This window comes from Peribacillus sp. QJM3NY_7 (genome assembly GCF_056173225.1).
The window spans coordinates 3220496-3246471 of record NZ_CM149663.1 but is presented as its reverse complement, the minus strand read 5'-3'; the positions used below and the strand labels follow the sequence as shown (position 1 = coordinate 3246471).

The 25976-nt window shown below is 38.1% G+C and carries 22 protein-coding genes and 3 pseudogenes; 15 read left to right on the top strand and 10 right to left on the bottom strand.

Annotated features, from left to right (window positions below):
• The first annotated feature begins 188 nt into the window (after positions 1–188).
• The 6 genes from AC0VX1_RS15485 to AC0VX1_RS15460 all read left to right on the top strand — a co-directional run bounded on the left by AC0VX1_RS15485 (position 189) and on the right by AC0VX1_RS15460 (position 5060).
• The gene (locus AC0VX1_RS15485) at positions 189–824 is read left to right on the top strand and encodes an FMN-dependent NADH-azoreductase (RefSeq protein ID WP_098937171.1); all 636 of its coding nucleotides are present in this window, start codon (positions 189–191) and stop codon (positions 822–824) included.
• 604 nt (positions 825–1428) lie between these two features.
• On the top strand, positions 1429–2058 hold the full coding sequence (locus tag AC0VX1_RS15480; protein ID WP_475467849.1) for a fumarylacetoacetate hydrolase family protein: 630 nt from the start codon (positions 1429–1431) through the stop codon (positions 2056–2058).
• 248 nt (positions 2059–2306) lie between these two features.
• A complete protein-coding gene (locus AC0VX1_RS15475) occupies positions 2307–2735 on the top strand; it encodes a MarR family winged helix-turn-helix transcriptional regulator (protein ID WP_034307691.1) in 429 nt (142 codons plus the stop codon).
• Positions 2736–3390: 655 nt separating this feature from the next.
• Positions 3391–4335 carry a sporulation protein gene (locus AC0VX1_RS15470; protein ID WP_475467847.1) on the top strand — a complete coding sequence of 315 codons (945 nt, stop codon included), beginning with the start codon at positions 3391–3393 and terminating at the stop codon, positions 4333–4335.
• A 305-nt stretch (positions 4336–4640) separates the two neighbouring features.
• Positions 4641–4778, top strand: coding sequence for a hypothetical protein (locus AC0VX1_RS15465; protein WP_413011909.1), 138 nt, complete (start codon positions 4641–4643; stop codon positions 4776–4778).
• 54 nt (positions 4779–4832) lie between these two features.
• Positions 4833–5060 (top strand): hypothetical protein, encoded by a 228-nt coding sequence (locus tag AC0VX1_RS15460; protein WP_063575845.1) that lies wholly within the window; start codon positions 4833–4835, stop codon positions 5058–5060.
• A gap of 321 nt (positions 5061–5381) precedes the next feature.
• Here AC0VX1_RS15460 and fabF read toward each other — a convergent pair whose 3' ends face one another.
• Positions 5382–6617, bottom strand: a complete 1236-nt coding sequence (gene fabF / locus AC0VX1_RS15455; protein ID WP_413011907.1) for a beta-ketoacyl-ACP synthase II — start codon at positions 6615–6617, stop codon at positions 5382–5384.
• Between the two features lie 121 nt (positions 6618–6738).
• On the opposite strand from fabF, the pseudogene AC0VX1_RS15450 reads away from it, so the two are divergent.
• Positions 6739–7591 (top strand): annotated as a pseudogene (locus AC0VX1_RS15450) (helix-turn-helix transcriptional regulator).
• 285 nt (positions 7592–7876) lie between these two features.
• On the opposite strand, the gene AC0VX1_RS15445 reads toward AC0VX1_RS15450, so the two are convergent.
• On the bottom strand, positions 7877–8584 hold the full coding sequence (locus AC0VX1_RS15445; protein WP_475467844.1) for an SDR family oxidoreductase: 708 nt from the start codon (positions 8582–8584) through the stop codon (positions 7877–7879).
• A gap of 160 nt (positions 8585–8744) precedes the next feature.
• Entirely contained in the window at positions 8745–9491 is a 747-nt protein-coding gene (locus AC0VX1_RS15440) for an SDR family oxidoreductase (protein WP_034307681.1), read from the bottom strand.
• Between the two features lie 181 nt (positions 9492–9672).
• On the opposite strand from AC0VX1_RS15440, the gene AC0VX1_RS15435 reads away from it, so the two are divergent.
• The 4 genes from AC0VX1_RS15435 (at position 9673) to ltrA (ending at position 15826) form a co-directional block, all read left to right on the top strand.
• Positions 9673–10218 carry a TetR-like C-terminal domain-containing protein gene (locus AC0VX1_RS15435; protein ID WP_063575850.1) on the top strand — a complete coding sequence of 182 codons (546 nt, stop codon included), beginning with the start codon at positions 9673–9675 and terminating at the stop codon, positions 10216–10218.
• 151 nt (positions 10219–10369) lie between these two features.
• Positions 10370–11680, top strand: coding sequence for an HAD family hydrolase (locus tag AC0VX1_RS15430; RefSeq protein ID WP_475467842.1), 1311 nt, complete (start codon positions 10370–10372; stop codon positions 11678–11680).
• A gap of 771 nt (positions 11681–12451) precedes the next feature.
• Positions 12452–13714 carry a dicarboxylate/amino acid:cation symporter gene (locus tag AC0VX1_RS15425; RefSeq protein WP_475467840.1) on the top strand — a complete coding sequence of 421 codons (1263 nt, stop codon included), beginning with the start codon at positions 12452–12454 and terminating at the stop codon, positions 13712–13714.
• A gap of 837 nt (positions 13715–14551) precedes the next feature.
• Entirely contained in the window at positions 14552–15826 is a 1275-nt protein-coding gene (ltrA, locus tag AC0VX1_RS15420) for a group II intron reverse transcriptase/maturase (protein ID WP_475467838.1), read from the top strand.
• Between the two features lie 122 nt (positions 15827–15948).
• Here the strand turns inward: ltrA and AC0VX1_RS15415 are convergent.
• The 6 genes and pseudogenes from AC0VX1_RS15415 to AC0VX1_RS15390 all read right to left on the bottom strand — a co-directional run.
• A pseudogene (locus AC0VX1_RS15415) lies at positions 15949–16217 on the bottom strand (IS110 family RNA-guided transposase); the annotation flags it as partial.
• Positions 16218–16470: 253 nt separating this feature from the next.
• On the bottom strand, positions 16471–16707 hold the full coding sequence (gene tatA, locus AC0VX1_RS15410; RefSeq protein WP_413011893.1) for a twin-arginine translocase TatA/TatE family subunit: 237 nt from the start codon (positions 16705–16707) through the stop codon (positions 16471–16473).
• Positions 16708–16766: 59 nt separating this feature from the next.
• On the bottom strand, positions 16767–16949 hold the full coding sequence (locus tag AC0VX1_RS15405; protein WP_475467836.1) for a helix-turn-helix domain-containing protein: 183 nt from the start codon (positions 16947–16949) through the stop codon (positions 16767–16769).
• 156 nt (positions 16950–17105) lie between these two features.
• Complete coding sequence (locus AC0VX1_RS15400; protein WP_475467834.1) at positions 17106–18275, bottom strand: ZIP family metal transporter; 1170 nt, start codon at positions 18273–18275, stop codon at positions 17106–17108.
• Between the two features lie 16 nt (positions 18276–18291).
• Positions 18292–19308 (bottom strand): multicopper oxidase domain-containing protein, encoded by a 1017-nt coding sequence (locus tag AC0VX1_RS15395; protein WP_475467832.1) that lies wholly within the window; start codon positions 19306–19308, stop codon positions 18292–18294.
• Between the two features lie 464 nt (positions 19309–19772).
• Positions 19773–20188 (bottom strand): annotated as a pseudogene (locus tag AC0VX1_RS15390) (HAD-IC family P-type ATPase); the annotation flags it as partial.
• A gap of 445 nt (positions 20189–20633) precedes the next feature.
• On the opposite strand from AC0VX1_RS15390, the gene AC0VX1_RS15385 reads away from it, so the two are divergent.
• From AC0VX1_RS15385 to AC0VX1_RS15370, 4 genes are all read left to right on the top strand, one after another.
• Positions 20634–22805: a DNA topoisomerase III gene (locus AC0VX1_RS15385; protein WP_475467830.1), complete on the top strand. Its 2172-nt coding sequence runs from the start codon at positions 20634–20636 to the stop codon at positions 22803–22805.
• A 102-nt stretch (positions 22806–22907) separates the two neighbouring features.
• Complete coding sequence (gene mntR, locus AC0VX1_RS15380) at positions 22908–23336, top strand: transcriptional regulator MntR (protein WP_048687667.1); 429 nt, start codon at positions 22908–22910, stop codon at positions 23334–23336.
• Positions 23337–23566: 230 nt separating this feature from the next.
• On the top strand, positions 23567–24262 hold the full coding sequence (locus AC0VX1_RS15375; protein ID WP_413010744.1) for a class I SAM-dependent methyltransferase: 696 nt from the start codon (positions 23567–23569) through the stop codon (positions 24260–24262).
• Positions 24262–24957 (top strand): AIM24 family protein, encoded by a 696-nt coding sequence (locus AC0VX1_RS15370; protein ID WP_098864242.1) that lies wholly within the window; start codon positions 24262–24264, stop codon positions 24955–24957. The genes AC0VX1_RS15375 and AC0VX1_RS15370 overlap by 1 nt, the downstream gene beginning before the upstream one ends.
• Before the next feature lie 108 nt (positions 24958–25065).
• On the opposite strand, the gene metA is transcribed toward AC0VX1_RS15370, so the two are convergent.
• Positions 25066–25974, bottom strand: coding sequence for a homoserine O-acetyltransferase MetA (gene metA / locus AC0VX1_RS15365; protein WP_057277307.1), 909 nt, complete (start codon positions 25972–25974; stop codon positions 25066–25068).
• Positions 25975–25976 lie beyond the last annotated feature (2 nt).

Sequence of the window (25976 nt, the reverse complement as noted above, 5' to 3'; positions counted from 1 at the left end):
TTCATATCCTTTCTCACAAAATGAAAGAAGATTTATACCTTACTACCCTCGAAAACGAATTTCTATCTTACGGATTTAATTTTATACCCATCAATTAAAGATATTTTAGTTCGAGTAATTGTATAAAGGTTGAATTCCCAAGACAAACTAGAATGTCCAAATATGTAAAAAGAAAGGGAAGATACTGAATGACAAAGGTATTGTATATCACGGCTCATCCTCATGATGACAAACAATCTTACAGTATGGCTGTTGGAAAAGCATTTATTGACACATATAAAGAAGTAAATCCTAGCCATGAAATTGTGAATATTGACCTTTATAAAGAAAATATTCCTGAAATTGATGTGGATGTTTTCAGTGGTTGGGGGAAACTTCAAGCTGGAAAGGGTTTTGAAGAACTCTCGTCGGAGGAGAAAGCGAAAGTTAGTCGGCTCTCAGAATTATGTGAGCAATTTATAGCCGCCGATAAATATATATTTGTATCGCCTTTATGGAATTTTTCATTCCCGCCAGTTTTGAAAGCTTATATTGATTCCGTAGCTGTTGCAGGTAAATCATTTAAATACACCGAACAAGGCCCCGTTGGTCTTTTAACTGATAAAAAAGCCTTGCATATTCAAGCTCGCGGTGGTATTTATTCAGAAGGACCGGCAGCTGAAATGGAAATGGGTCACCGATATCTAAATATCATTATGCAATTCTTCGGAGTGCCTTCCTTTGAAGGTTTATTCATTGAAGGACATGCAGCAATGCCTGATAAAGCACAAGAAATTAAAGAAAATGCTATAGCACGTTCAAAAGATTTAGCTTCTACTTTTTAAATCAAGGAGCCAACAATTTTTGTTGGCTCAGACTGTAGACAAACTCGATGAAAATCGAGTTTGTCTATTTTTATGGCTTGTACAATTGGACGTTGATTGGAACGTAGGGCACTCGCTTTCCGCGGGCGGTCGGCCCTCGGCTTTCGCCTGCGGGGTCTCCCCTAGACGCGCTTTTCTAAGCAGGAGTCTCGTACACCCGCTCCAATTAACTTTGTCTTGCCTTTTAGATAGAACACTTTTGCAAGGAGTCATTTTTGTTTTAAAATAGAAGTATTAAAACTTGAGGTGATGAGGATGCTGATCTCGCTGAATAGAATCATGTTTAGAAGTTGGCTCTTTTTTTGTCAAAATAAAAAATAATTATATGTCTGAATTCTTCTTCACCAATCATAGCGCATTAAGAATTCGTATTTTATCCGCAAGTTAAAATCTGGACCGCCCTAACGTCATTCGAACATGAAATTATATTAATCATTGTATAAAAAGTCAGAAAAATATAAAATGTACTTAAATCGGAGGGCTTCTTCTTATGTCATGAGTAAGGTTTTCAAATTGTTCCACTATCATTTAAATATTTATTTCTTAAGAGAAAAGAGTGGTTTTTATGAAGAAAGACATTAAAAATATCTATTGTGTAGGTCGAAACTACGCCTTGCATGCAAAGGAATTGAATAATGAAATACCAACTTCCCCTTTTTTATTTTCAAAACCGACTCATTCGCTCGTGGAAGCACACGGTCAGTCAATTACGTTGCCGAGTAATCAGGGTTCCGTTCACTTTGAAACTGAACTTGTCATACATATCGCAAAACAGTTCGAACCAGGAATGAAAGTAGATGAAATAGTAGACTCCATGGCCATTGGGTTGGATCTGACACTTAGAGATGTTCAATCACAGTTAAAACAAAAACAGCATCCTTGGCTTTTGGCTAAAGGATTCAAAAATTCGGCAGTTGTTAGTGATTTTATTCCGTTTCCAGGTGTTGAAGCATGTGAACAATTAGATTTTTCCCTTTTTAAAAATGGAGAGCGTGTACAGGTCGGGAATATTAAAGACTTACTTTTTGATTTGCAAACCATTATAGAATTTACAGCAGAGCATTTTGGGCTTGGAAAAGGAGATATAATTTATACCGGTACTCCAAGTGGCGTCGGTCCTCTTTCAGATCAAGACCAGCTTTCACTTAACTGGGGTGGAAATGAAATAGGGTCCTGTTCTGTTACGATGGGTTAAAGAAAAAAGCAGTCATTTTGACTGCTTTTTTTATGGATTAGCTCAATTTTAGACAAAAAGAAGAAACTCGTCTAAAATAACCATATAACATACATGGCACGCACTTTTTTAAAATAAGTTCAACCATTACATTATGGCTTTGGTAAAATTATTTTTTATGAAGTATCTTAGAACAATTTATATGCCTTATGATAATCAATTAAAGTGCCAAATTTTAATTATATAGGATGGAACAGGGTGGAATGTGCATGAAAAACAACCAAGAAAAGAAGTATTTAGATAATTGGCTCTCGATTACAAATATTCAAATGGGCATTACGAATGAGCTGGAAAGTGCTTTGCAAAAAAATCATAACCTTTCATTAAAAGAGTTTTACGTTCTTTACTTTTTATCCAAAACAAGCGAAAAACAATTGAGGCTACAACAATTACAAGAGATGGTAGGATTAAGTCAAAGTGCTATATCCAGGCTGGTAGTCAGGCTTGAAGCAAAAAGCTGCGGCGTATTACAAAGGCAAATATGCGAAGATGATCGAAGAGGTATTTACACACGGTTAACTACATTAGGTGAAGAAAAACTACAAATATCCTTAAATACTGTTCATGAAATTCTGCACTCTGCTTTTTCAAAAGGAAACCTTCAAGAGGAATTGCAATCATTAATCGAGAAATTATAATATGGTCCTAATATCCCTTAATAACGTGAAGTCGGTTATTTCTATATATTTTAGATAGGAATATACCTTTAGCCCAGTAAGGTAATAATGAACGGATCTGTTGTGAAAGAGAGACGTGTTTATCCGGATTTGAATGTAAGCGCATGCATTTAAGAGGGATGGAATAGATTTGTTTTACCAGCGAGGATAAATTAGTTTAATGGCTAATAATGTTCCGGGAAATGGATATATCATAATAAAGACGAACTGTTATTTTTAAAGTATTTTCTAAACAAAAAAAATGCCAGGACGGAGGATTGTTAGCTCCTGGCATTTTTTTTAGAGAGAAAATTGAACTCTCTCTTTCTTTACTTTGACGTTTTGTTGCTGGATTTCCCCCTATATAAATATAATTAATAATAAAAGAGAAGGAATCAATCCTTCTCTTTTAAATTTAATAATCCATCAACAGCATTATAAAAGACGACGAACTCCATTATCAAATGAAGATCACATACTGCGGCAAATTATTTGAAACTATTTTCATTTTTTGACGTAATACTATCAGGGATAATTTAGAAATCTCATAAAAAACAAATGGATTTCCTGTTCTTTCTAATTACGCCCCATTATACATATAAATTCTAATATAGGTTTGACGAAGGGAAGAGGACGTATGTTTAAAAAAATCTTAGCCAGCTTAGGAAAAGGAGCTGCAACTGTAGATTTACAATGTGACAATCATAATTATCAAGCTGGAGAAAGCATTCAAGGGCAGATAGTCATTCAAGGCGGTGAGGTGGAACAGAAAATCAATCAAGTGACTGTCCGGCTGATGATGAATGTGGTATTAAACCAAGGAAGCGTTACTAAGGAAGTTGCCCATATACCATTAATTAATCGAGATTGTATTCAGCCCAAAGAACGTAAGGTCATTCCTTTTCATTACGTCCTACCTGCGAATATTCCTATTTCAAGGGGAACTGTCTCATACTATCTGGATACACATCTTGATATTGAGGGCGGGGTCGACCGCAAAGATGTAGACCGGCTAGTCATCCAATCCCAGGAATCCATCACATCCATTTTTAATGCAATGGCTCAATTAGGATTTCGCGAGACAGCTGACTCAGGTAAACTCGATCAATATGGACAGGAATTTGCTTTCTTTCCCACTCAACAATTCATGGGACAAGTAAATGAAGTGGAAATGCGGTTTGCCAATGAAGAATCAGGTATCCGGGTCTGGATGGAGGTTGACTGTAAAAGCGGCTACAAGGAAATTGAAGCGAAACGAGAGTTTCTTTTAAATCGAGAAGTTCTTGAGCAAGAAGACGATCTTCATAAGCTACTTGAAAAGTATATATCGGAAGCTATAGAACAGCCTCATGCTTTTACACGGACGTTCTCTTATTCCGCAAACCATCCTCATGGTCGCTCTTACCAAATGGGAAACGCTATACCTGGAATGGTTGGTGGATTAGCAGTGGGTGTTTTAGGGACTATGTTATTCACTGAGATGATGGAAGGTTTTGATATGGAGGAGATGTTTGAAGAAGCAACAGAGGAATTTGATGGGGGATTTGATTCATTTTTTGATAATGGGGATGGGGAATCCTAAAAATAATTAGGGTATGTTATAAAATAAAAAAAGGCGCACTAATTAGTTCTTGAGTAAGAATTAGTAAACAAGCGTTACTTACTTTGATCAGTAAGTAACGCTTGTTTTATTGTTGTTTTTATAAGCCAGGAAGAGAACATTTAATAGTGCACTTGCTTCCTATTGCGCTCCGATTTCCCCTTAATCCTCCTATATTTGGAAAAGTTTTATCCATCAGACTAAAATCTCCGTTCTCCTTTCCCGGAACAGTTCACTAAAAACGAAGTCATATCTAGCCGATTGTGATAAAGGATTAGGTGAAGATCATGAAGGAAAATGAAGAAGTGATGGAGAAAAAATATGAATGTTCAACTATGATAACCACAAAGTTAATGGAATTGACATTCTTTCATCTTCTGAAAATAGCCCTTCGTTTTTTGGTTTGGCGTGAAAAAAATGAATAAACAATCATATAAGGCTAATTCTATAGACAAGAATGTTAAAAAGGAGATTACATCGTGAAGCCATATGAAATAAAAAATATGATTATTGATGACGAGTTTAATGGTGAAGAATCGGTTACAGCTGACTTTACTCACAATGATAAAGATTATAGCATTACTTTAAAAAAAGAAGATCTTGAAATAATTAATGCATGGGTTTTTGAGGATGGTTCATCACTTCCTGCAAACTTATCAGGTACTATCATTGAATCATTAAGAGAAGATATTAAAAAGAGAATCTAGTCATTGGCACTAAATCTTTTTTTGTCATTTTCTTAATCGAAGAAAAATGTAGCCTTGTTTATAGGATGATAAAAGATAATGAAAAATTATTGCTTGTGGTGCAATACCAACAAGAGTATTAATATGTTTTACTTCAGAAGACTTGTGGACAAGGAATTCTAACTGTTTTGTTTACTAAATTAGTTAGTATAGCTAAAAGGTATTTCAAAAAATAGGGCTTTCTGAATAAGAAAAAAAACCTTAATCGAAGAAAAAGACCCAATGCGGCGCTAACTAAAGGTACTATTGAGGACTTTAATAAAAATACGAGTGAAAGTTAATTCACTCGTACTTTTTTAAAACGATAGCTGCATTATGACCTCCAAAACCAAATGAATTGGATAGACCAGTATTTATTTTCACTTTCCGAGCAACACCTGGTACATAATCCAAATCACATAATGAATCAGGCTTTTCTAAGTTGATGGTTGGAGGAATAATTCCTTCCTTTAAACTTTTTGCCAAAGCAATTGCTTCCACGCCTCCAGCTGCTCCTAACATATGACCTAGCATAGATTTATTAGCTGTTATTGGGATTTGATAAGCTTTTGATTCAAATAGCTTTTTAATCGCTAGTGTCTCAGATAGATCTCCCACTTCTGTACTTGTTGCATGTGCGCTAATAACATCAATCTCTTCTGGAGAAATATTTGCGTTTTTCAAAGCCATTTTCATTGCAAGGTAGGCTCCTTTTCCTTCTGGGTGTGTAGCTACCATATGATAGGCATCAGAACTTGCACCATACCCTATGACTTCAGCATAAATCTTTGCATCTCTGCGTAAAGCGTGAGATAAAGATTCCAAGATTAAAATTCCTGCTCCTTCTGACATGACAAATCCATCTCGATTTACATCAAAAGGACGGCTAGCTTTAGCTGGATTATCGTTTCTCGTTGATAATGCTGTAGCATTACCAAAACTAGCTAGTGATAAATCTGTAATAGCTGCCTCTGCTCCTCCAGCAAAAACGGCATCAGCTTCTCCAAAGCGAATAAGCCTGAATGCTTCACCAATAGCGGTATTTCCGATTGCACAAGCAGAAACAGGTGACATAGTAGGTCCCATTGCGTTCCATTTGATACTAATTTGGGCTGCGGCTGCATTAGAAATCATGGCTGGTACCAGGGTTGGACTGACTCTTCTTGGACCTTTCTCTCGAAGAGTATCCACATTTTCAATCAATGTTTCAATTCCTCCTATCCCCGAACCAACATATACGCCAAGTCTTTCTAGATTGATATCATCAATATCTAATTTAGAATCAGTCCAAGCTTGTTCAGCAGCAGCCAAAGCAAATTGGGAAAAGCGATCAAGACGTCGGGCTTCATTTTTTCCTAAAGTATCATCTGCATTAAAATCACGAATAATTCCAGCAATTTTTGCTTTATGGTTGCTCACATCAAATGTATCAATAGAGGAAATGCCTGACTTACCTTCAGTCAGATTTCTCCAAAATTTTTCTACGTTGTTTCCAATAGGAGAGACTACTCCCATTCCGGTAATAACGACTCTTTCCATTTTTCATCACCCCAAATGAATAGTATACTCGTATTATACTTCAGGGTTATCCTATTACAAGTGAGCATTTATCCTGGTATAATAACTACCCGGTTAAATGGTTATGATGGAGGGTTTAGAAATGAATGATAAAACCAGACTCGAAGCTTTGTCTACATTTTTGAAAACGAAGCGATCCCAAATTAAGCCTGAATCTATAGGTATACCTGCTGGTACCCGGAGAAGAACACCTGGCTTACGAAGAGAAGAAGTTGCACATTTGGCGGGAGTTAGTACTACTTGGTATACGTGGCTAGAGCAAGGTCGGGATATAAAGGTCTCTACAAGCGTATTGGATTGCATATCTACAGCTCTGCAATTAAATAATGATGAACGAGAGTATCTATATGATTTAGCTTTAGAAGCGAAATCATCCATTATTCATCGAAAGAAGGATCAGCCAAAACTTAGTCCTTCTTTGGAAAGAATTTTAGCGGAGTTAACGTATTGCCCTACTATCATTACAGATCGACATTGTCATATTGTAGGCTGGAACAATGCTGCCGCTCATGTATTTCTAGATTTTGAACAACTTCCTGATGACCAAAGAAATTTGATCCATCTATTATTTACAAGAAAAGAATTAAAATCATTAGCTGTGAATTGGGAGCATTTTGTTAAAGGATTTCTTTCCATTTTTCGTGCCTATTATGGTCACTACTTAGGTGATGAATGGTACAACCTATTTATTAAAGAAATGAGTGATTCTCATCCGGAATTTCAATCTTTATGGCAAGAAAGTCAAGTGAGTAAAGCTCCAGAAATGATGATTGAATTTAGACATGCCAAAGCCGGTAAGATGCTGTTTAATTTAACTTCTCTCCAAGTCCAGGGGGACATGGACCTAAGATGCAGTATCTATACACCAGTAGAGGGAACAGCTACGGAAGATAAATTAAAAACGATTTATGAAAAAAATCTCCATTGAAAGTTAATAAACCAGCATATCTACAGTCTATGAAATAATACTCGCAAAATACTTCAACTAAAGTGCTTTACTTCAATAAGGCAGGTTGCTGAGGCAGCCTTTTTCATATGGCACGAACGGGACAGTTTAGTTTAGGTATATTTCTTCACCAAATTATAGAAAAATCCGGTTATCCTAGTTAGGCAAAGGAAAACCGGATTTTTTCTTTAATTGGTTCTAAAGCAATAACAATTGCAAAAGATGGTTTCATCGAACCAGCTTTAACACCAAATAATTTGCACATGAAGTATTGCTACCAATCGATTCGTTTTCCATCTTTGAAGAATCCCCCGTTAGGTCCTTCAGCTCCAGTAGTAGCTAACCAAAGGATAGATTCAGCAGCTTGCTCAGGAGTTCTTGGAGCAGATGGTCCCCCCATATCTGTACTTACCCATCCCGGGTCGACCGCATTTATTTTGATATCAGATTTGATTTCTACAGCTATTAATTGTGTCAATCCATTCAGGGCAAATTTGGACATTTTATAAGCCCCTACTCCTGGATATGACATTTCGCTCATTGCCCCATATTCTGAGGAAACATTGATGATTCTCCCATAGCCTTGTTTTTCCATGAGGGGAATAAAGGAACGGATCATATGGTAAACTCCAAAGAAATTGGTTTCCATTGTATTCTCTAAAATTGATGGATCCATATTCAATAATTGTTTATTCTCATCCAGATACACGCCAGCATTATTAATCAATACGTCTAATCTGCCATACTTCTCATTTATTGCTACCGCAGCTTGACGGATGCTTTCTTGATTATTGACATCTATCGACACAAACGAAACGTCCAGATTTGACTCCCTAAATTGTTGTATCGCTTTATGACCCATCTCCGGATTCCGACTTGACAAAATAACCTTAAAACCTATCAAAGCTAATTGTTTGACTAATTCATATCCAATTCCTCTATTTCCGCCTGTGACAAGTGCAACTTTCGCATCCTTTGACATGTTAATTCCTCCATTTTTTGGATAATAATTTTGATCAGAGGAGATTTCTCCAGTTAAAGTCTGTAAACATCCCGAGAAGAAATTGAAAGGCTGTCAAGATCTTCTCGACAGCCTAAATTTCAGAAAATGAATAGCTCTTAGTTTTATCTTCCTTTTATTATTACCAAGGTTGACTTGTTGGTCCAATTGTAAACTCATTAATGTTCGTATCTTCTGGCTGATCAATAGCGAATGCCACAATATTGGCAACTCTATCAGGTGCAATACCATATTGTTCGTACAGCGCAGTCATACCTTCTGAAATATTCTTATCAGTAATCGTATCCAGCAATTCCGTGTTGATCGCTGCTGGATAAATAGTTGCTGTGCGGATATTAGTACCTTCTTGGGCAGATTCCATACGCAAAACTTCCATTAAATCACGAACAGCCCACTTTGTTGCTCCATAAACAGCACCGCCTGGGTATGCTTTAAGCCCAGCTACTGATGACGTTGTGATGACATGTCCAGACTTTTGCGAAGTAAATGTTGGCAATACTGCTGCGATACCATTCAATACACCTTTAATATTAACGTCAACCATGCTATTCCACTCGTCGGTTTTTAATTCGGAAAGTGGTGAATTAGGCATTAGTCCAGCGTTCAAGAAGATTACATCAACACCGCCAAAAGTGTCTTTAGCTAGTTGAACAAGCTGCTGACTATCATCTGGGTTAACGACATCTGTGACGCGATAAGCCACTTGACCACCGTTCGATCTAATTTCTTCTGCTAATTTTGCTAAACGCTCTTCACGTCTTGCGCCAAGTACAACTTTTGCACCTTTTTCAGCTAACAGCTTAGCTGTTGCTTCCCCAATACCCGAACTTGCGCCTGTAATTACAACCACTTTGTTTTCAATTGTCATTTCGTTTCATCCTTTCATGTAAAATAAAACTACAATTGATGTTTTCTCGACATCTGTCTATAATTTAAAATATAAATTTAAACAAAACAAGGCATATAAATCGTTAATTTAATCAGTTTTGTTGTTTAAACAACAAATCAATAAAAATTGTTGACTATCTCAAGGAAAGTATGGTGTTAATATGGCAAAAGTGGATAGAAGAATTGTAAGAACTCAAGAAGCAATTAAGAAAGCATTTCTTGAATTGATGTCTGAAAAAAATTTTGATAGCATGACCATTCAGGATATTTCTGATAGGGCAAATATTAACCGTGCAACTGTTTATCTCCATTACTTGGATAAATTTGATCTGTTGGATAAAATCATAGAAGAACATATCAATAACATGGTTAACCTTTGTGAATCGGAAGCTGAAATGGATTGGATTGAATCGACTGTACACTGCATGGAATATCTTGAACGTAATTATTTATTTTTTTCGACGATGTTGGCAAGTGAGGGAGCTCCGTACTTTCGCAGCCGGTTTGTTCAGCATAATATCGAAGAGTTCAAAAAAGACGTGGATATAACAAAAGGAAAAAATTTTGGTCAAAGTGAAGATGTAGTTGTCGAATTTGTGGCAAATGCTTATGTAGGTGTAGTGGAATGGTGGTTAAAAAATGGCATGCCTTATCCACCGGAGGAAATGGCAGAGAAGGTAGGGGACTTATTAGAGAGGATTTTATAGAAAATGTTAAGAATTACAAATGATATTTGACTATTATGGAAATTATTGATAATATTTACGCATAAAAGAATCAATCGGCAATGGCGCCTGTTTCAATAGCTAATAACGAGCTATTGGGCAGGCGTCTTTTGCATTTTTCAGGGGGGATAATATGAATAATAGAACCAAATTAAAGGCTCTATTTGGCATGATCATTATTTGCTTGTTTTTGTCTGCTTCCTTAGGAGCGGCTGCAAGCGGAAATGCAGTTTCGAATGAGCAAAAAAGGGAGCCCCACTGTATTCAAGTGTTGGATAAAGGAAAATGGGCTCCTGACACCTATAAGTCTATTCAAAACCTAATTGATAAGCATGGTGCTGGAAGTACAGCATACGATCCAAATCGAAAACCTTATGTTGTTTTTGATTGGGATCATACGAGCATCATGAATGATACGGAGGAGGCCCTCTTTCTTTATCAAATTGATCACTTGGCATATAACATGCAACCGGAAGAGTTTTATGAAGTGATCAAAAAGAATGTGCCGAATGGACCCTTTTCACACGAGTTTAAAAACCTTCAGGGAGATGCAGTCACTCTCAAGCAAATCGCCGAGGATCTGAAACGCGATTACGAATTTCTTTATTCCAACTATAATGGGATGAATGGAAAAGAGCGGTTAGAAACGCTACATTCAACTGATCGATTTAAAGATTTTAAAGCGAAAATGTACTTTCTGTATGAAGCCATTGGGGAAACATACGGTGTTGAAATCGGATATCCATGGGTGCTTTATTTATTTGCGAACATGTCGACCGAAGAAGTTCAGCAGCTTGCAGAGGCTTCAAATGATTATAACTTAGGGGCGGAAATGTCATCGGTGACGCTTATAAGTCCTGGGTCCATGTTAGGAAAAGCCGGTACAGTTGAAGTTACCTATACAACAGGACTGCGTCTGGCCTCGGAAATCGCAAACTTAATGCATACTTTTATGGAGAATGGGATTGACGTTTATGTTATTTCGGCTTCGATGGAAGAGGTGGTGGAGGTATTTTCGTCAAATCCAAAATACGGCTACAACCTTCCAAAGGAAAATGTCTTTGGGATGAGATTAAAAAAGAAGGAAGGAATTACTCAAGCAGAATATGAAGACAATTGGCCGATCACTGCTCGAGAAGGTAAGGTGGAAGTGATCGAACACGCCATCTCCAAAACGAGGGGCGGATACGGTCCGATATTCGTAGCTGGAGACAGCAGTACAGATTATGAAATGCTGACAATTAAGAGTTTGAAACTAGGTTTAATTATCAACCGCCTCAAAACAGGTGATATCGGCAAGCTTTCGAAAACAGCTGCAGAACGTATGGGCAAAAACAACCCGAAATATGTTCTCCAAGGAAGAAATGAGAATACAGGCTTATGGATACAGACTGAATACACGATCAAGCTTGGGTCAAATGAAGAAAAATTGTTGGCGAATTAAAAAGATTCGTCCCAGTAGATTCAGTCAAACTGGGAGTATAAAATAAAGATTGATGATGATATCTTAGACTCGCTTTTATACATTCAAGTTTCCGAAACATATCCAAAATCAGTGTAAATCATGCACCCTATTTCCATTAAGCCATATTAAATGAAGATAAATCTTCTACTCTCATTTCGTAAACATAAAGTATTTTTGGTTTTACATCTTGAAGAATTTAATCAAATTCAGTAGCAAACAAGCGTATTTATATAAATTCTAAATCTCCTCCTAATCTAGTGAATTGCCGGTTACCCTATTTTTTCCTTATAGTATCACAGCTTCGATCTACGTCCCAACCAGCCTAATCATGTTTCTACAAGCAGGGGCAAACTGTTTATTGACGGGGTTTATCCCACGAGCAGGTACGTTTTGCCCCGGCTACCGTTATAATAAAACCAAAAAAAATGGTCAACCAAAAATATTTTCTGGCTGACCTTATACGAACGGGTGCGTTAGCTGATTAAGGAAAAATTAAAAATGTAAACGGGATTAATAATTTATTCTTATAACTTTATAGTAATTCAGTATTTTACTGAATCGCGAATAGGTGATACAGTTTTTTTATATTTACAAATATTTTTAAAAGGAGGTTATCTATGGAATATACAGAAACGGTTTTTAAAAGCTATTTCTTCTTTCTCTTTCAATAGTCAAATGAGATAGGAATGATCTATTTATTGACATATTGTGTGATGAGGCTATTAATCTTTCGTTCAGGGAGGACAACCTATGAAAAGGTTTTTTGCTTTTCAAGTTTTAATTGCATTGTTTATTGGAGCACTTATCGGACATTTTTTTCCTGAACTTGGCCAATCCTTAGAACCAATTGGCGACGCTTTTATTCATCTTATTAAAATGATTGTTGTGCCTATTGTTTTCACTACCATTGTCATTGGGTCATCGGGCGACGGAAACATGAAAAAAATGGGTTCATTAGGACTTAAAACAATTATTTGGTTTGAATTTATAACCACTCTGATTCTAGGTATAGGTCTTCTACTTGTTAACATTTTAAAGCCTGGTGCTGGGCTTAATTTGTCCCATCTTGCTCAGAAGGATATCACACAATTAAATGAAAGCGTTACCAAAGTTGTCGATTTTAAAACGATGCTTGTTAACATCATTCCAAGCAACATTGTTGATGCGATGGCAAAAAGTGATTTATTAGCTGTTATATTCTTCGCTATTTTATTTGGTGCAGCTGCTGGAGCAATTGGCAAAAAGTCAGAGCCAGCAATGAAGTTTATGGAATCAGTTGCAAATATCATGTTTAAACTGACACAAATGGTCATGGTAACCGCTCCGATTGGTGTACTCTCTCTCATGGCAGCCTCTGTAGGTCAGTATGGTATTGCCCTTTTAATCCCTATGGCAAAGTTGATTGGGGTTGTGTATCTTGGGCTTGCTATTGTTATTTTCGTTCTGTTTCCAATAATTGCTTGGTTCTTGAAGATTTCTTACTTTAAAGTGTTTCGAATGGTATGGGATTTGTTCCTTATCGCTTTTTCTACAACAAGTACAGAAACCATTCTGCCTCAGTTAATGGATCGAATGGAAGCATACGGTTGTTCGAAACGTGTTGTTTCATTCGTTATTCCTTCTGGGCTATCACTGAATTGTGATGGTTCGACATTGTACCTTTCTGTTTGCTCTATTTTCCTAGCACAGGCATATGGCATCCCGATGGATTTTGGCCAACAGTTGATTGTAATGGGGGTTCTTGTTGCAACCTCAAAAGGAATTGCTGCTGTTCCATCCGGTTCGCTAGTTGTCCTTTTAGCTACCGCCTCAGCAGTAGGGCTTCCGGCAGAAGGCGTCGCAATTATAGCAGGCATTGACCGTGTGCTGGATATGGCACGTACAGCTTGTAATACTCCTGGACATGTCCTCGCTTGTATTGTGGTTTCGAAGTGGGAAAAAGAGTTCCGTCAGGAAGAATGGAAAGCTCAAACCGAACAGTCAAGCATTCGGCAGGTACCACCAACATTTTGATGATTCGTTAAGCAGTATCATTACATCAGAATTATTGGGAAAAGCAATGATACAAGTAGCAAAGACTGGATATTCTCGGCCCATTGTGGAAAGTCATGAGTTAAAACTAATGATGGGGTCTGACACATATTATGATTAGTCATCTTGAAGACTTTTTTTGAATTGTATGGCTGTTGGGTGGGTGAAGAAAATGGAAAGCGAGAAGGTGAGATACCTTTGAGAATCAATGGCTTTGACATTGATCAGGAAAAACGTTTGTGAAAGTTGAGAAATAAGAGTTTTCCTTCACTAACACTCCGTTAGTTTAAATCGGAGCTGCCTTTAAGGCAGCTTTTTCTTGTGTGCCAGGCATGGCAACTATCTAGGTGGTGAAAGTCCGCTGTGGGGGTACACATCGACCACCCACTAAGGAAGCGCAAGGTGCTTATCGTGAGGTAAGGGCTGGAGGAAGCGTGGAATAAAATCTTGGTTCGACGAACAGGAATCTGATACTAAGGCTCTATAAAGGGACTAAACTCCAAGACAAGTTAAAGTCCAAAAGATGTGCGTAACTTTATAGAGTAAATCAGGCGAGTAAAAGAGGAAAGATAGGTGTCTTACCCTGGGAGGTCTTGCGGATGTACAGAAGTACAGTCGAAAAAGGTTAGTCGCAAGAAGTCAGCAGAAGCCATAGTATTGAAATAATTTCATGAAGGGCTTAACAATTTATAGTGTTTCAACGCCACGAATGCGTAAGTGACGGACTCCGAATGTGTTAATGGTGAAAGTATGAGCGTACCTCAAAGAATAACCAAATGGAGATATCACTTACTACGTGAGAGGAAAGGAGAAACGAGTGTGGAACTTTTAGAACAAATCCTAAGTAATAAAAATATGAACGAAGCCTACATACGTGTCTATAAAAATAAAGGTGCAAGTGGGGTCGACGGAGTAACAGTCGACGAACTAAAGCAATACCTGAAAGAGAACAAAGATGAACTGCGTCAGCGCATCAGAACAAGAAAATACCAACCACAAGCTGCCTTAAGAGTGGAGATCCCAAAAGAAAATGGAAAGATGCGCAAATTGGGAATACCAACAGTAGTGGATAGAGTCGTTCAACAAGCCATTCATCAAGTTCTCAGTCCACTATTTGAAAAGCAATTCAGTGAATTCAGTTACGGTTTCAGACCAAAAAGAAGTTGTGAAATGGCGATAATTAAAAGCCTGGAGTTTCTGAATGATGAACATGATTGGGTAGTCGACATTGATCTTGAAAGGTTCTTCGATACCGTCCATCACAATAAACTCATTAGAATCATATCCAACACAATAAAAGACGGAAATGTCATCTCGTTAATCAGAAAATACTTAGTCAGTGGAGTCATGGTGAATGGAAAATATGAAGACACACCTGTCGGTACTCCGCAAGGAGGCAACCTCAGTCCACTATTAAGTAATATAATGTTAAACGAACTTGATAAGGAACTGGAGAAAAGAGGATTAAGGTTCGTGAGGTACGCTGATGATGCCCTTATCTTTGTGAAAAGTGAAAAGGCAGCGAACCGAGTAATGAGCACAATCGTGAGATTTATAGAAGAGAAATTAGGCCTGATAGTCAACGTAGAGAAGAGTAGAATCTCACGTCCAAAAGAGTTGAAATTCTTAGGATTTGGGTATTATTACGACACTAATAACAACAACTACAAAGTGAAACCTCATCCAAGTTCTGTACAGAAGTTTCAAAGGAAACTTCGACAACTGACAAAGCGAAATTGGAATGTGCCACTAGACTACCGAATATTGAAATTGAACCAAGTAATAGTTGGATGGGTAAACTACTTCAGAATGGCAAACATGAAAAAAACGACGGAACGAATAGACACAAAGCTTCGCTCTAGAATTAGGGTCATCATATGGAAACAATGGAAAGTAGCGAAAAAACAAATTAAATCGCTTATTCAACTAGGAATTCCGGAGGAAGAAGCGAAAGGATTAACCTACTGTCGAAAAGGTTACCGATTCATAGGAGTATCCAAAGTCGTCCAAAGAGCAATCTCAAACAAAAGACTAAAGCAGAGGGGAGTCCCCTCTGCTTTAGAACATTATCTAAAAGTACACACTGTGATATAAATTGAAACGCCGTATACGCGAACCGTACGTACGGTGTTGTGAGAGGGGCGAAAATAAACTTATTTTCGCCCTACTCGATTATGCAACTATCGGGGCAGATTACTGTTTTTGTTCATTATGACTAACCATTTTGATAGATTCAACCAGTAATGAATTCCCACGATGGCGGTGTCTAAACGGTTTATTGGTTTAAGTTCTTTGATCGAACTTAGAAATTTAGTAAACCCCTCATCGTTATTTTCAAAGGTTAGAGGATGACCGACCAAATTCCTCGATAGTTAACAGCTCAAGCAACATGAGATTGTTGTGCAATATCAATTCCTACAACAAGATGACGATTCGTGATTCTTTCAATTAGTTGATTTTGTTTGTTTTGCATTTTAAAATTCATAGAGCTTTCTCCTTAAGATGAGTTTTGGTTTGTGTGTACTCTCATCATTATTCAAGAAAAAGGTGTAATTCTTCATTAAGAAAAACTAACAAAGTCGATTCCTTAATGTAAAGGAGATCGACTTTTTATGTTGGAATTCTTTTAGCGTATAAAATTTCAGAAATGGGCTATATAGTTTGCTAAGACCGTTTGTAAACGTAATACTTTTTTGTTGATATTCTAAAAATCAAAAAGCAGGAACAATTTTTAATTCTTAGGCATCACCTGATTTATCCTGCTTCTTTTCAACAGTCGTTAACTCAGGATTTTCCCCTTCTCTTTCTCCTTCTCCTTTATCTTCGTCAGATACTAATCCCTTGGTTGCACCCTTGAATTCAGTTAAAGTACGTCCAAAGGCTCTACCGATTTCCGGCAGCTTTTTAGGTCCAAAAATAATCAAGGCAATGACAAGTATTAAAATTAAACCTGGTATACCTATACTTTGAAACATAATACTTCCCCCAAGTAATTAAATTTTGTAATTCCTTTTAGATCATTTTTAGAATAACTTCAGTAAAAAAAATCGTTTAAATCCATATTCTTATCAAGTTTTTTTAAGCCCTGATTTATTTTAATTACCGTTGAAATTTTTGGTCGATAGTTCGGATCGCTACATAATTTTGAAATTGTACCTCTACTTATATTTGATGCTCTTTCTAACTCTAATTCATTTAGGTCTTTTTGTTTATCCACCCATCTACCAAAATTACTTTTTTCCCAAGTCTCATTGCCAATTACGCTCCTTTTAATTAGTTTTAGCAGCGTTGGTTAATTTTTAATTCAACAATGTTGAAAAGCTCTACCAAGTTCGGGGATTGCTTATGGGTCCAAACAAGATTAAGGCATCCCTTAAAATTTCACGAAAAATGCAGTAAAGTACATGATTAATAGTCCAATCGCGAAACCAGAAAGGTTTAACCATGAAACAGATGCTTCATTATGTTTTCTATGATCTTCAATGAGCATTTTTGTTATGACATAAATTACTTGAAGAATGGCCCCTGCTCCAATACCAAGGAATAAAGCTCCCCAAATTGGTGAGAAGATGAATCCGCCCACCCATGTACCCGCAATGGCGGGTGCACCTGCGATAACTCCAAGTAATAGAAAGTCTCTAAAACGAGGTGTGGCCTTTAATAAAGGAGCAGCGATTCCAATTCCTTCCGTGATGTTGTGAAGGGTAAACCCTACGATTAAAAAGGTTCCTAAAGCAGCTTCACCTAGTGCAAAGGAAGAACCAATTGCCAAACCTTCTCCAAAGTTATGAAGGCCAATTCCGGTAGCCATTAACAAAGCCAGACCAAAAGGGGAATATCCTTTCCTTTCTTGTTTTCTTTGTTGATACTGTTCAAAGCCGATCAATAATAAAAAGGTTAAGGAAGCCCCAATTATGACAACCATATTCCCCTGAAAGACAGAAGGTGCTTCTGCACCAATTTCAAATCCATCAGCCAGAGTCCCGACAAATAAGAATAAAAGGAGCCCAACGGTAAGCGCAAGAATCCCATTTATAGATTTTCGTGAGAAACGTTTCATAAATGGATACCATAACAACCCCAATGTGATCGGGACAATTCCAACGTAAAATCCGATTAAGCCGTAATTAAGAAAGTTGCTCCAGGTGGTTTCTGGAGTTAGTGTGGCAGCTGCAATTTCACCTTCCGTGATAATGCCATATTCTGTGATTAACTTAATGGTATGTGGATCACCTTCCACCCATGGGTAAGAGATGGTCACCTTTCCCTCATCAAATCGTTCAAGTTTTGCTTGAGGAGAGACATTATAATTCCACACCGAATCATTAACCATCACTTGAGAAATCGTTAAGGGTTTAGGTCCGGTATTACTAACAGATAATTCGAAACCGAATTTAGTTACCTTGATGCGTTCAATGTTCAAGACTTCTATCGGTGCTGCAGGATCTTTTTCTACACCTGCTCCATTCATTAGCACCCAACCTAGCACCCCTATAAGTAATACTAACGGTATTAAAACAGTAATTAGCCATTTTCCCTTCATAATTATCCCTCCTTTTTTATTCGACCTCAAAGAATCCCATCCAGCCTAACTCAGCAAATTCACTTACATGGGCATGGAACATATATGTTCCCTTGTATGGAAATCGAACTTCAATAATTCCACGTTCTCCCTGACATTGCATGATCGTATCAGTGAACTGAGAGGGGTTATCGTTTCTCCCGGTTGGATAATACGTAAAGTAATTCGCATGCAAGTGAAACGAATTTAATAAGTCGAATTCTGTTAAATTACTTAGATAGATCCTTACGAGTTGATCTTTTTTGATTTTAATAGGGTGATTCATAAATGCGAAGGCATAGCCATTCACCGTATAAAACTCGTTTTCGCCGTCTAAATCCAAATCAAATCCATTCATAACCATGTTTAACTCTAATGCCGGCTCTCTTGGCTTCTTTGGATCAATAATAAAATTACCGTATAAGCCTTTATGAATATGGCGGGCTAGGGGGAGCACATGGCAATGGTAAATTTGTAATCCGTAAGGCTTCGCTTCAAATTCGTACGTGAATTTCTGTCCAGGATAAATAGAAGTTAAACCGTCCATCTCTGGAGGATGAATTCCGTGAAAATGAATAGAGTGGGGGTGGCTGCCCTGATTAATAAAGTGAAACCGCAATAGGTCCCCCTCGGTACAACGAAAAGAAGGTCCTGGAATTGTTCCATTATAAGTCCAGCCTGGAAATTTAATTCCTTTGGCAACTTCGATTTCCTTATCAATTGCCACGACTTCATATTCCCGGAGTGTTTGACCGTTGGGCAGCTTGGTAACGTTTCCATAATCAAACTCAGTAAGGAGCCGTTCTGCCATTTTATAACCTGTGGTTTTTGTTTTATCACTCATATTTGCATGATTGGAATGATTGCCATTCTTGTGAGATGAATTATTGGATGCCTGAGCCATAGTTGGAAATTGTGCCATTTTATTTAAGTAATAAGATCCAGCTACTCCAAACGCACCTGCAGTTCCCATCTTTAAAATATCTCTGCGGGAAACCTTTTTCTCATCAGTCATTACTTGACCCCCTTCTAAAAAGTTTCCTTAAGGAAACTTTTTGTTGTATAAGCTATACTTTAAGGTAAGTACAAGTTTGATGTCAACTCTTTTTTCAGAATACTTCGTATACGATGATAAGCAAGTATGGATCTGGAAAGGTGGATGAACTAAGATCCATCCGGACGGTTACAGACGATATATTGCTGCAAAAAGGGTGGAATGGATCTAGCCTATTGTTTATGAGAACTAAACTTTACATCATCAAAAATAGGAAAGAGAGGATTTGTGCATCAATAATTGGTTGCTTCGGCAACCTTTATAAATAAAAGAAGCCATTTTGGTCAATCTTTTTTCAAAATGGATTCTAATTTAAGTTAATATGGGACTCGGGAGGAACTTTTGATCAATCTTTATTTCGAAGATAAAAATAGTATTTTTTAAAAAAATGAGATGCTTCTTATCAAGAAGCATCTCATTAACATCTATTCTTTAATTTTTAATAATCTTATTGCATTTAAAATAACAATTAATGCAGCACCTGTATCACTTAATATCAAAGTGTAAGCCAGCCAGGAAAGAATAAAACCAATGCAATGACTTTAATAATTACGGAGAAACAAATATTTTGTTTAATAATAGTTAAAGCTTTTCTGCTTAACTTCATTGTATGAGGAAGTTTATCAAGATTATCAGCCATTAAAACAATATCTGCTGTCTCCATTGCGGTGTCAGTCTCTGCACCGCCCATAGCAATACCTAAATCTGCTGTTGCAAGTGCTGGGGCATCATTAATACCATCTCCAACCATTGCTACCTTATGTCCTTCATATTGTAATTTCTTTATGGCATCTACTTTATCCTCTGGTAATAAATTTGCAAAATAACGAGTAACATTAGCTTCTGAAGCTAGATTTTTTATACTTCTTTAATGTTTGGCTGGTTATAAGGAATAATTTTATTGCCGGCTATAGCCAAAGCATTTAAATATACTATATGAGTTAGTCTAAATTGGCTTGTAATCACTCCATTCAACAGGTATTAAGTATTTTTCCTTAGGCAACTCGGCTATCTTTGTATTCTTTATTAATAACATTTTTTAAAGTGACTTTAGTTCTTTTGCCAATTAGCGTTCCTTAGAAGGGCTTTTTAGGGTAATCATTAACTGGATTGCAATCAAACCAAGACTATAATGTTGATCCAATTCCTTTAGCTTTTATAAATCATAGATAAAAACAATACTTTAGAACAGTCCGGTAAAAACGAAGTCATATCTAGCCGATTGTGATAATTAAGGTATAATGATAGGGGAAAGATATTATGTAACGGATTAGGTGAAGATGATCATGAAGCTAATCATTGCGGAGAAACCAGATCAAGGTTCAACGCTAGCGGCTCAATTTAAAACGAAAAAACAGCAAGGCTATATAGAAATCATGCCGAATGAACTTTTCCCCGATGGAGCTTATGTAACTTGGGCCGTCGGACATTTATGTCAACTTGTTTCGCCGGAAACCTATCATTCAAAATGGAAAAAATGGTCGATGGAAACGTTGCCGATGATTCCTGAGAAATTTCAATATGAAGTGACCCGGCAAAAGGCAAAGCAATTCAATGTTGTGAAGACTTTGCTTAGGAAAACGGAAGTCGATGAAATCATTCATGCAGGTGATGCCGGGCGTGAAGGAGAATTGATTGTACGCAACATCGTTAACTTATGCAATGTCAATAAACCGATGAAACGTTTATGGATATCCTCTTTGACCCCGAAAGCGATTTATGAGGGATTTCAAAATCTGAAGAGCGAAGAAAAAACCAGGCCGCTTTATTATGAAGCGTATACGAGAGCTTGTGCGGACTGGGTTGTGGGAATGAATGCGTCGAGAGCGTATAGTATTTTATTGAAACAAAGGGGTGTTTCGGATGTGTTTTCAGCTGGAAGGGTTCAGACACCGACTCTTGCTTTGATAGTAAAGCGGGAAATGGAAATTGAGCAATTCAAGTCTGAACCGTTCTGGGAAGTGTTCGCTGACTTCAAGATGGACGGTAAGAAATATCAGGGTAAATGGCAGCTGAATAATGATCCGAGAATCAAGACAAAAGAAATGGCTGATAAAATTGCCGCCTTTTGTAAGGGTAAGGAAGCTGAAATAGCGGAAATGGATACTGAAAGGAAAGAATTTCAGCCGCCTTTGTTATTTAATCTATCATCATTGCAAGCGACAGTGAACAAGATTTATAAATATTCACCTAAACAGACGCTTGATATCGTGCAAAGTTTATATCAAAAAGGGATCGTTTCTTATCCACGTTCAGATTCCAATTACGTGACGGAGGGGGAAGCCGAAACATTTCCCGATATTTTACAAAAACTAAGCGGATTTTCAGAATATGAATCCCTGTTTCCTTTGCCACAACCGAACATCATGAATAATAAACGGTTTGTAAATGAAAAAAAAGTGACTGATCACTATGCCATTATTCCGACGGAGCAGGTAACCGACCCGAAGCGGCTTTCCGCTGAAGAACGGAATATATATGACTTGGTTGTTCGCCGGTTGATTGCGGCCCATTATGAGAAGGCCATTTTCGATTACACCACCATTAAAACGCTCGTCGATAAGCGGGCCGAATTCATTTCTAAAGGCAAGCAGCAGATTCAAGAGGGATGGCGCAAAGTGATTTTCCAAGATGACAAGGATGATGATATCATTTTGCCGTCCGTTTCCAAAGGGGATACTGGAAATGTCGCCAATATAAAGGTGAAAGAAGGAAAAACCCAACCTCCTAAGCGCTATACAGAGGGTCAGCTGATCACTTTGATGAAAACTGCCGGAAAGCATCTGGATAATGAAGAGTTAGAAAAAGTACTGATGAAAACCGAGGGTCTCGGAACCGAAGCAACTCGGGCTGGCATCATTACCATGCTCAAAGACCGTAAATACATCAATGTCAAAAAAAACCAGGTGTTTGCGACAGATAAAGGAAAAGTGCTGATTACTGCCATCGGGGAGAAAATCCTGGCTTCACCTGAAATGACAGCCAAATGGGAACAGCGTTTGAGGGAAATCGGTGAAGGAAAGGCTTCAGCTGGAGGCTTTATGGAAGCTGTTAAAAAGATGTCAGCAAAAATCATCAGTGATGCCGTGGAATCATCGGAAAACTGGGATTTTCAAGGGCTGGATACCGAGTCGATTCAACGGAGCGGCTCTAAAAAAAGAAGCTCGGCATCTGTGGGCAGCTGTAAACTATGCGGTTCTAAGATTGTCGATAAAGGGGAATTCTATGGATGTGTAAGTTATCAAAAAACAAAGTGTAATTTCACAATATCCAAAAAAATCCTTAATAAGAAAGTTAGTCAAGCAAATATAAAAAAGCTGTTGGCGAGCGGTGAAACGGATTTGATAAGCGGTTTTAAGAAAGGGGAAAAGACCTTTGATGCCATTTTATCTTGGTCCGACTCTGAAAAGAAGATCAGTTTTACTTTCCCGACAGAACAAAACGTCAAGCAAACTTAAGGAAAGACTTCATTAAAGGCGCCCCGAGACTTATATCTTCTTGTTTCGGGGTCGTATATATAGTAAAATTTTTAGATATGCGTTTGAATGGGAGGATTCCGAATGCCTACACCGAGCATGGAGGATTACATAGAACAAATTTATTTACTTATTGAAGAAAAAGGATATGCAAGGGTTTCCGATATTGCTGAAAATCTTTCCGTCCACCCATCTTCTGTTACAAAAATGGTTCAAAAACTTGATCAGGAAAAATACTTGATATATGAAAAGTACCGGGGGCTGGTCTTAACCGCAAATGGGAAAAAAGTTGGTAAAAGGCTCGTATACCGCCATGAACTTTTAGAACAGATGCTAAGGTTGATTGGGGTCAAGGAAGAAAATATTTATCAGGATGTAGAGGGGATTGAACACCACCTTAGTTGGAATGCCATCGATAGGATTGGAGACCTGGTTGAATTCTTTGAAGAATCTCCAGACCGTGTCGAGGATTTACGAAAGATACAAAAAAGAAATGAAGAAAATTCAAAATAAGCTGCCGCTGGCAGTTTTTTTTATGTTTTAATATCATCTGTCTTCTTGAGCCGGGCATGGTTCATTTTACAAATAAGGTCTAAAGGGGAGTAACGTTTTAAAAGAGGATTTTTTAATTATGAACAGAATAGCTATAAAGAGGCCCCGGTATTTTGATTCAGGAAAACGAAGTGTTTTTGTGTTTTTCAGTAACTTATTGATTAGGGGTTAAATGGGAGGGAGAATTTCTTATGAATATACATACATGGCATAAAGAGTCGGAAAAGGAATGGGATGTTTTTGCACCTATGTGGGTGAAGAATTCGCAAGAAATGTGGGAAACGGGGAGTCGGAAAAACATCATTCCCTTCTTTTCTGAATATGTACCTTCGGGATTGAAGGTGGCTGACATAGGCTGTGGAGATGGAGTTGGTTCCTTGAAATTGGCCGAAGCGGGATTTAAAGTAACTGGAGTTGATTTATCCAATGTGATGATTGAATTTGCAAAGGGGAAAACCGCTCAACAACCAGGACTTTCTTTCCTGCAAGGGGATTTCTATAACCTTCCCTTCGAAGATGAAGAAATGGATGCGGCAATGGTCATTAATTCTTTGGAATATACGGGCGAACCATTAACGGTGATGAAGGAAATCCAACGGGTAATAAAGCCTGGAGGTTATGTCTGTTTTGGAATACTTGGTCCAACAGCTGAGCCGCGAAAAAAATTCAGCTTCCACCGGTTATTGGGAGATGAAGTCATCATGAATACCATGCAGCCGTGGGAATTTGAAAAAATGGCTTTAGAAACGGGATGGAAGGCAGTGGCTGATACCGGCGTTGCAAAGAGAGGGGTGGACTATGCAAAGCTGGGACATTTTTCAAAGGAATTAAAGCAAGCTGTATCGTTCATGTGGCTTTTCCTCCTGCAAAAAGAGGTGGGGCAGTGATGGGGAAGTATCAAATCGATCAATTCGTTGAAAAGACGAAGCAGCAGGATAAAGGGCAAGGATTATTCGAACTTGAAACGGAACGAATCCTGGAGATTAATTTGGAAAAGCAGATCTGGGCAAAAATGGGGACGATGGTTTCTTATCGAGGTCATGTTAAATTCGAGCGGGAAGGCATCTTGGAGCATGGTCTTGGTAAACTCTTTAAAAAAGCCTTAACTGGTGAGGGGGCATCCCTGATGAAAGCGACCGGAAGCGGCAAGCTATACGTCGCGGATCAAGGGAAGAAGATTTCCATTTTACAGTTAAATGGTGAATCGATCTGTGTTAACGGAAATGATTTACTCGCATTTGAGCCGGGGATTTCATGGGATATAAAAATGATGCGGCGCATTGCCGGGTTATTGGCGGGCGGATTGTTCAACGTAAGGCTCGAGGGGAGAGGCATGGTCGCATTCACTTCCCATTATGAGCCTCTTACTTTAATGGTGGAACCTGGGAATCCAGTTTATACCGACCCGAATGCCACAGTAGCATGGTCAGGGGAATTGCAGCCTGAATTCGTAACGGATGTTTCATTGAAGTCGTTTTTTGGAAGGGGAAGCGGCGAATCCGTTCAAATGAAATTCGAAGGACAAGGATTTGTGGTGGTCCAACCTTTTGAAGAGGTATATTTCGGTAATAAGGAATCATGAAACAAACAACCTGAGTCAGATACTCAGGTTGTTTCCCATGATGATCGGATGTGTCTGCCATAAAAAAGCGATTCATTTCAAAGTGAAAGCTTCTTTTTTCTTACCCTTTCAATCCCACTCATAAGGGGTTGATTGGTAGACATAATAGTTCAGCCAATTCGAGAACATCAGGCTGCAATGGCTCTTCCAGCGGTGAAGAGGTATCCTGGTCGGATCGTTATCAGGAAAGTAATTTTCAGGGAGTTGCGTATTGATCCCGCGTTCCCTATCGCGCTTGTATTCTTCACCGAGGGTATCGGCATCATACTCGAAATGGCCGGTAACCATAATTCTTTTTCCATCAACTGAAGCAGCCATCAATACACCAGCTTGATCGGACTGTGCGAGAACCTTCAACTCAGGATGGTTAACTAATTTTTGATAGTCAATATCCGTATAGCGTGAATGAGGGGCCATAAAATAATCATCGAAACCGCGGACTAGATTTTCATTCGGTTCAAGAACCTCATGAGTGTATACCCCAAAGCATTTCTCTGGAAGTTCGTATTTGCCTATTCCATAATGATGGTACAGTGCAGCTTGTGCCCCCCAACAGATATGTAGGGTGGAAGTGACATTTTCACTTGACCAGTTCATGATGCTCTGCAGTTCTTCCCAATAATTAACGTCTGAAAACTCCAGCTTTTCCACTGGAGCGCCTGTAATGATCAAGCCGTCATATTTCTTTGTGCGAATATCATTGAATGATTTATAAAACTGATCTAAATGAAATTTACTTGTGTTCTTTGATTCATGTGTGCTTAAGCGCAGGAATGATATATTTACTTGAATGGGAGTATTGCCAAGAAAGCGCAGTAACTGGGCCTCCGTTTTTTCTTTCTCTGGCATTAGGTTTAAAATTAATATATTCAATGGACGGATTTCCTGATTGGTAGCTCTTTGCTCATCCATTACGAAGATATTTTCCTGTTCTAAAATTTCCCTTGCTGGCAGTTGTTCCGGAATTCTAATTGGCATGA

Excerpts from the sequence above, each read along its gene's own strand:
- AC0VX1_RS15470 (WP_475467847.1), top strand. The coding sequence starts at position 3,391 with ATGTTTAAAAAAATCTTAGCCAGCTTAGGAAAAGGAGCTGCAACTGTA.
- AC0VX1_RS15375 (WP_413010744.1), top strand. The coding sequence starts at position 23,567 with ATGAATATACATACATGGCATAAAGAGTCGGAAAAGGAATGGGATGTT.
- AC0VX1_RS15430 (WP_475467842.1), top strand. The coding sequence starts at position 10,370 with ATGAATAATAGAACCAAATTAAAGGCTCTATTTGGCATGATCATTATT.
- AC0VX1_RS15395 (WP_475467832.1), bottom strand. The coding sequence starts at position 19,308 with ATGACTGATGAGAAAAAGGTTTCCCGCAGAGATATTTTAAAGATGGGA.
- AC0VX1_RS15475 (WP_034307691.1), top strand. The coding sequence starts at position 2,307 with ATGAAAAACAACCAAGAAAAGAAGTATTTAGATAATTGGCTCTCGATT.
- AC0VX1_RS15370 (WP_098864242.1), top strand. The coding sequence starts at position 24,262 with ATGGGGAAGTATCAAATCGATCAATTCGTTGAAAAGACGAAGCAGCAG.
- AC0VX1_RS15435 (WP_063575850.1), top strand. The coding sequence starts at position 9,673 with ATGGCAAAAGTGGATAGAAGAATTGTAAGAACTCAAGAAGCAATTAAG.
- AC0VX1_RS15480 (WP_475467849.1), top strand. The coding sequence starts at position 1,429 with ATGAAGAAAGACATTAAAAATATCTATTGTGTAGGTCGAAACTACGCC.
- AC0VX1_RS15465 (WP_413011909.1), top strand. The coding sequence starts at position 4,641 with ATGAAGGAAAATGAAGAAGTGATGGAGAAAAAATATGAATGTTCAACT.
- AC0VX1_RS15425 (WP_475467840.1), top strand. The coding sequence starts at position 12,452 with ATGAAAAGGTTTTTTGCTTTTCAAGTTTTAATTGCATTGTTTATTGGA.
- fabF (WP_413011907.1), bottom strand. The coding sequence starts at position 6,617 with ATGGAAAGAGTCGTTATTACCGGAATGGGAGTAGTCTCTCCTATTGGA.
- AC0VX1_RS15445 (WP_475467844.1), bottom strand. The coding sequence starts at position 8,584 with ATGTCAAAGGATGCGAAAGTTGCACTTGTCACAGGCGGAAATAGAGGA.
- AC0VX1_RS15400 (WP_475467834.1), bottom strand. The coding sequence starts at position 18,275 with ATGAAGGGAAAATGGCTAATTACTGTTTTAATACCGTTAGTATTACTT.
- metA (WP_057277307.1), bottom strand. The coding sequence starts at position 25,974 with ATGCCAATTAGAATTCCGGAACAACTGCCAGCAAGGGAAATTTTAGAA.
- AC0VX1_RS15440 (WP_034307681.1), bottom strand. The coding sequence starts at position 9,491 with ATGACAATTGAAAACAAAGTGGTTGTAATTACAGGCGCAAGTTCGGGT.
- tatA (WP_413011893.1), bottom strand. The coding sequence starts at position 16,707 with ATGTTTCAAAGTATAGGTATACCAGGTTTAATTTTAATACTTGTCATT.
- AC0VX1_RS15385 (WP_475467830.1), top strand. The coding sequence starts at position 20,634 with ATGAAGCTAATCATTGCGGAGAAACCAGATCAAGGTTCAACGCTAGCG.
- mntR (WP_048687667.1), top strand. The coding sequence starts at position 22,908 with ATGCCTACACCGAGCATGGAGGATTACATAGAACAAATTTATTTACTT.
- AC0VX1_RS15485 (WP_098937171.1), top strand. The coding sequence starts at position 189 with ATGACAAAGGTATTGTATATCACGGCTCATCCTCATGATGACAAACAA.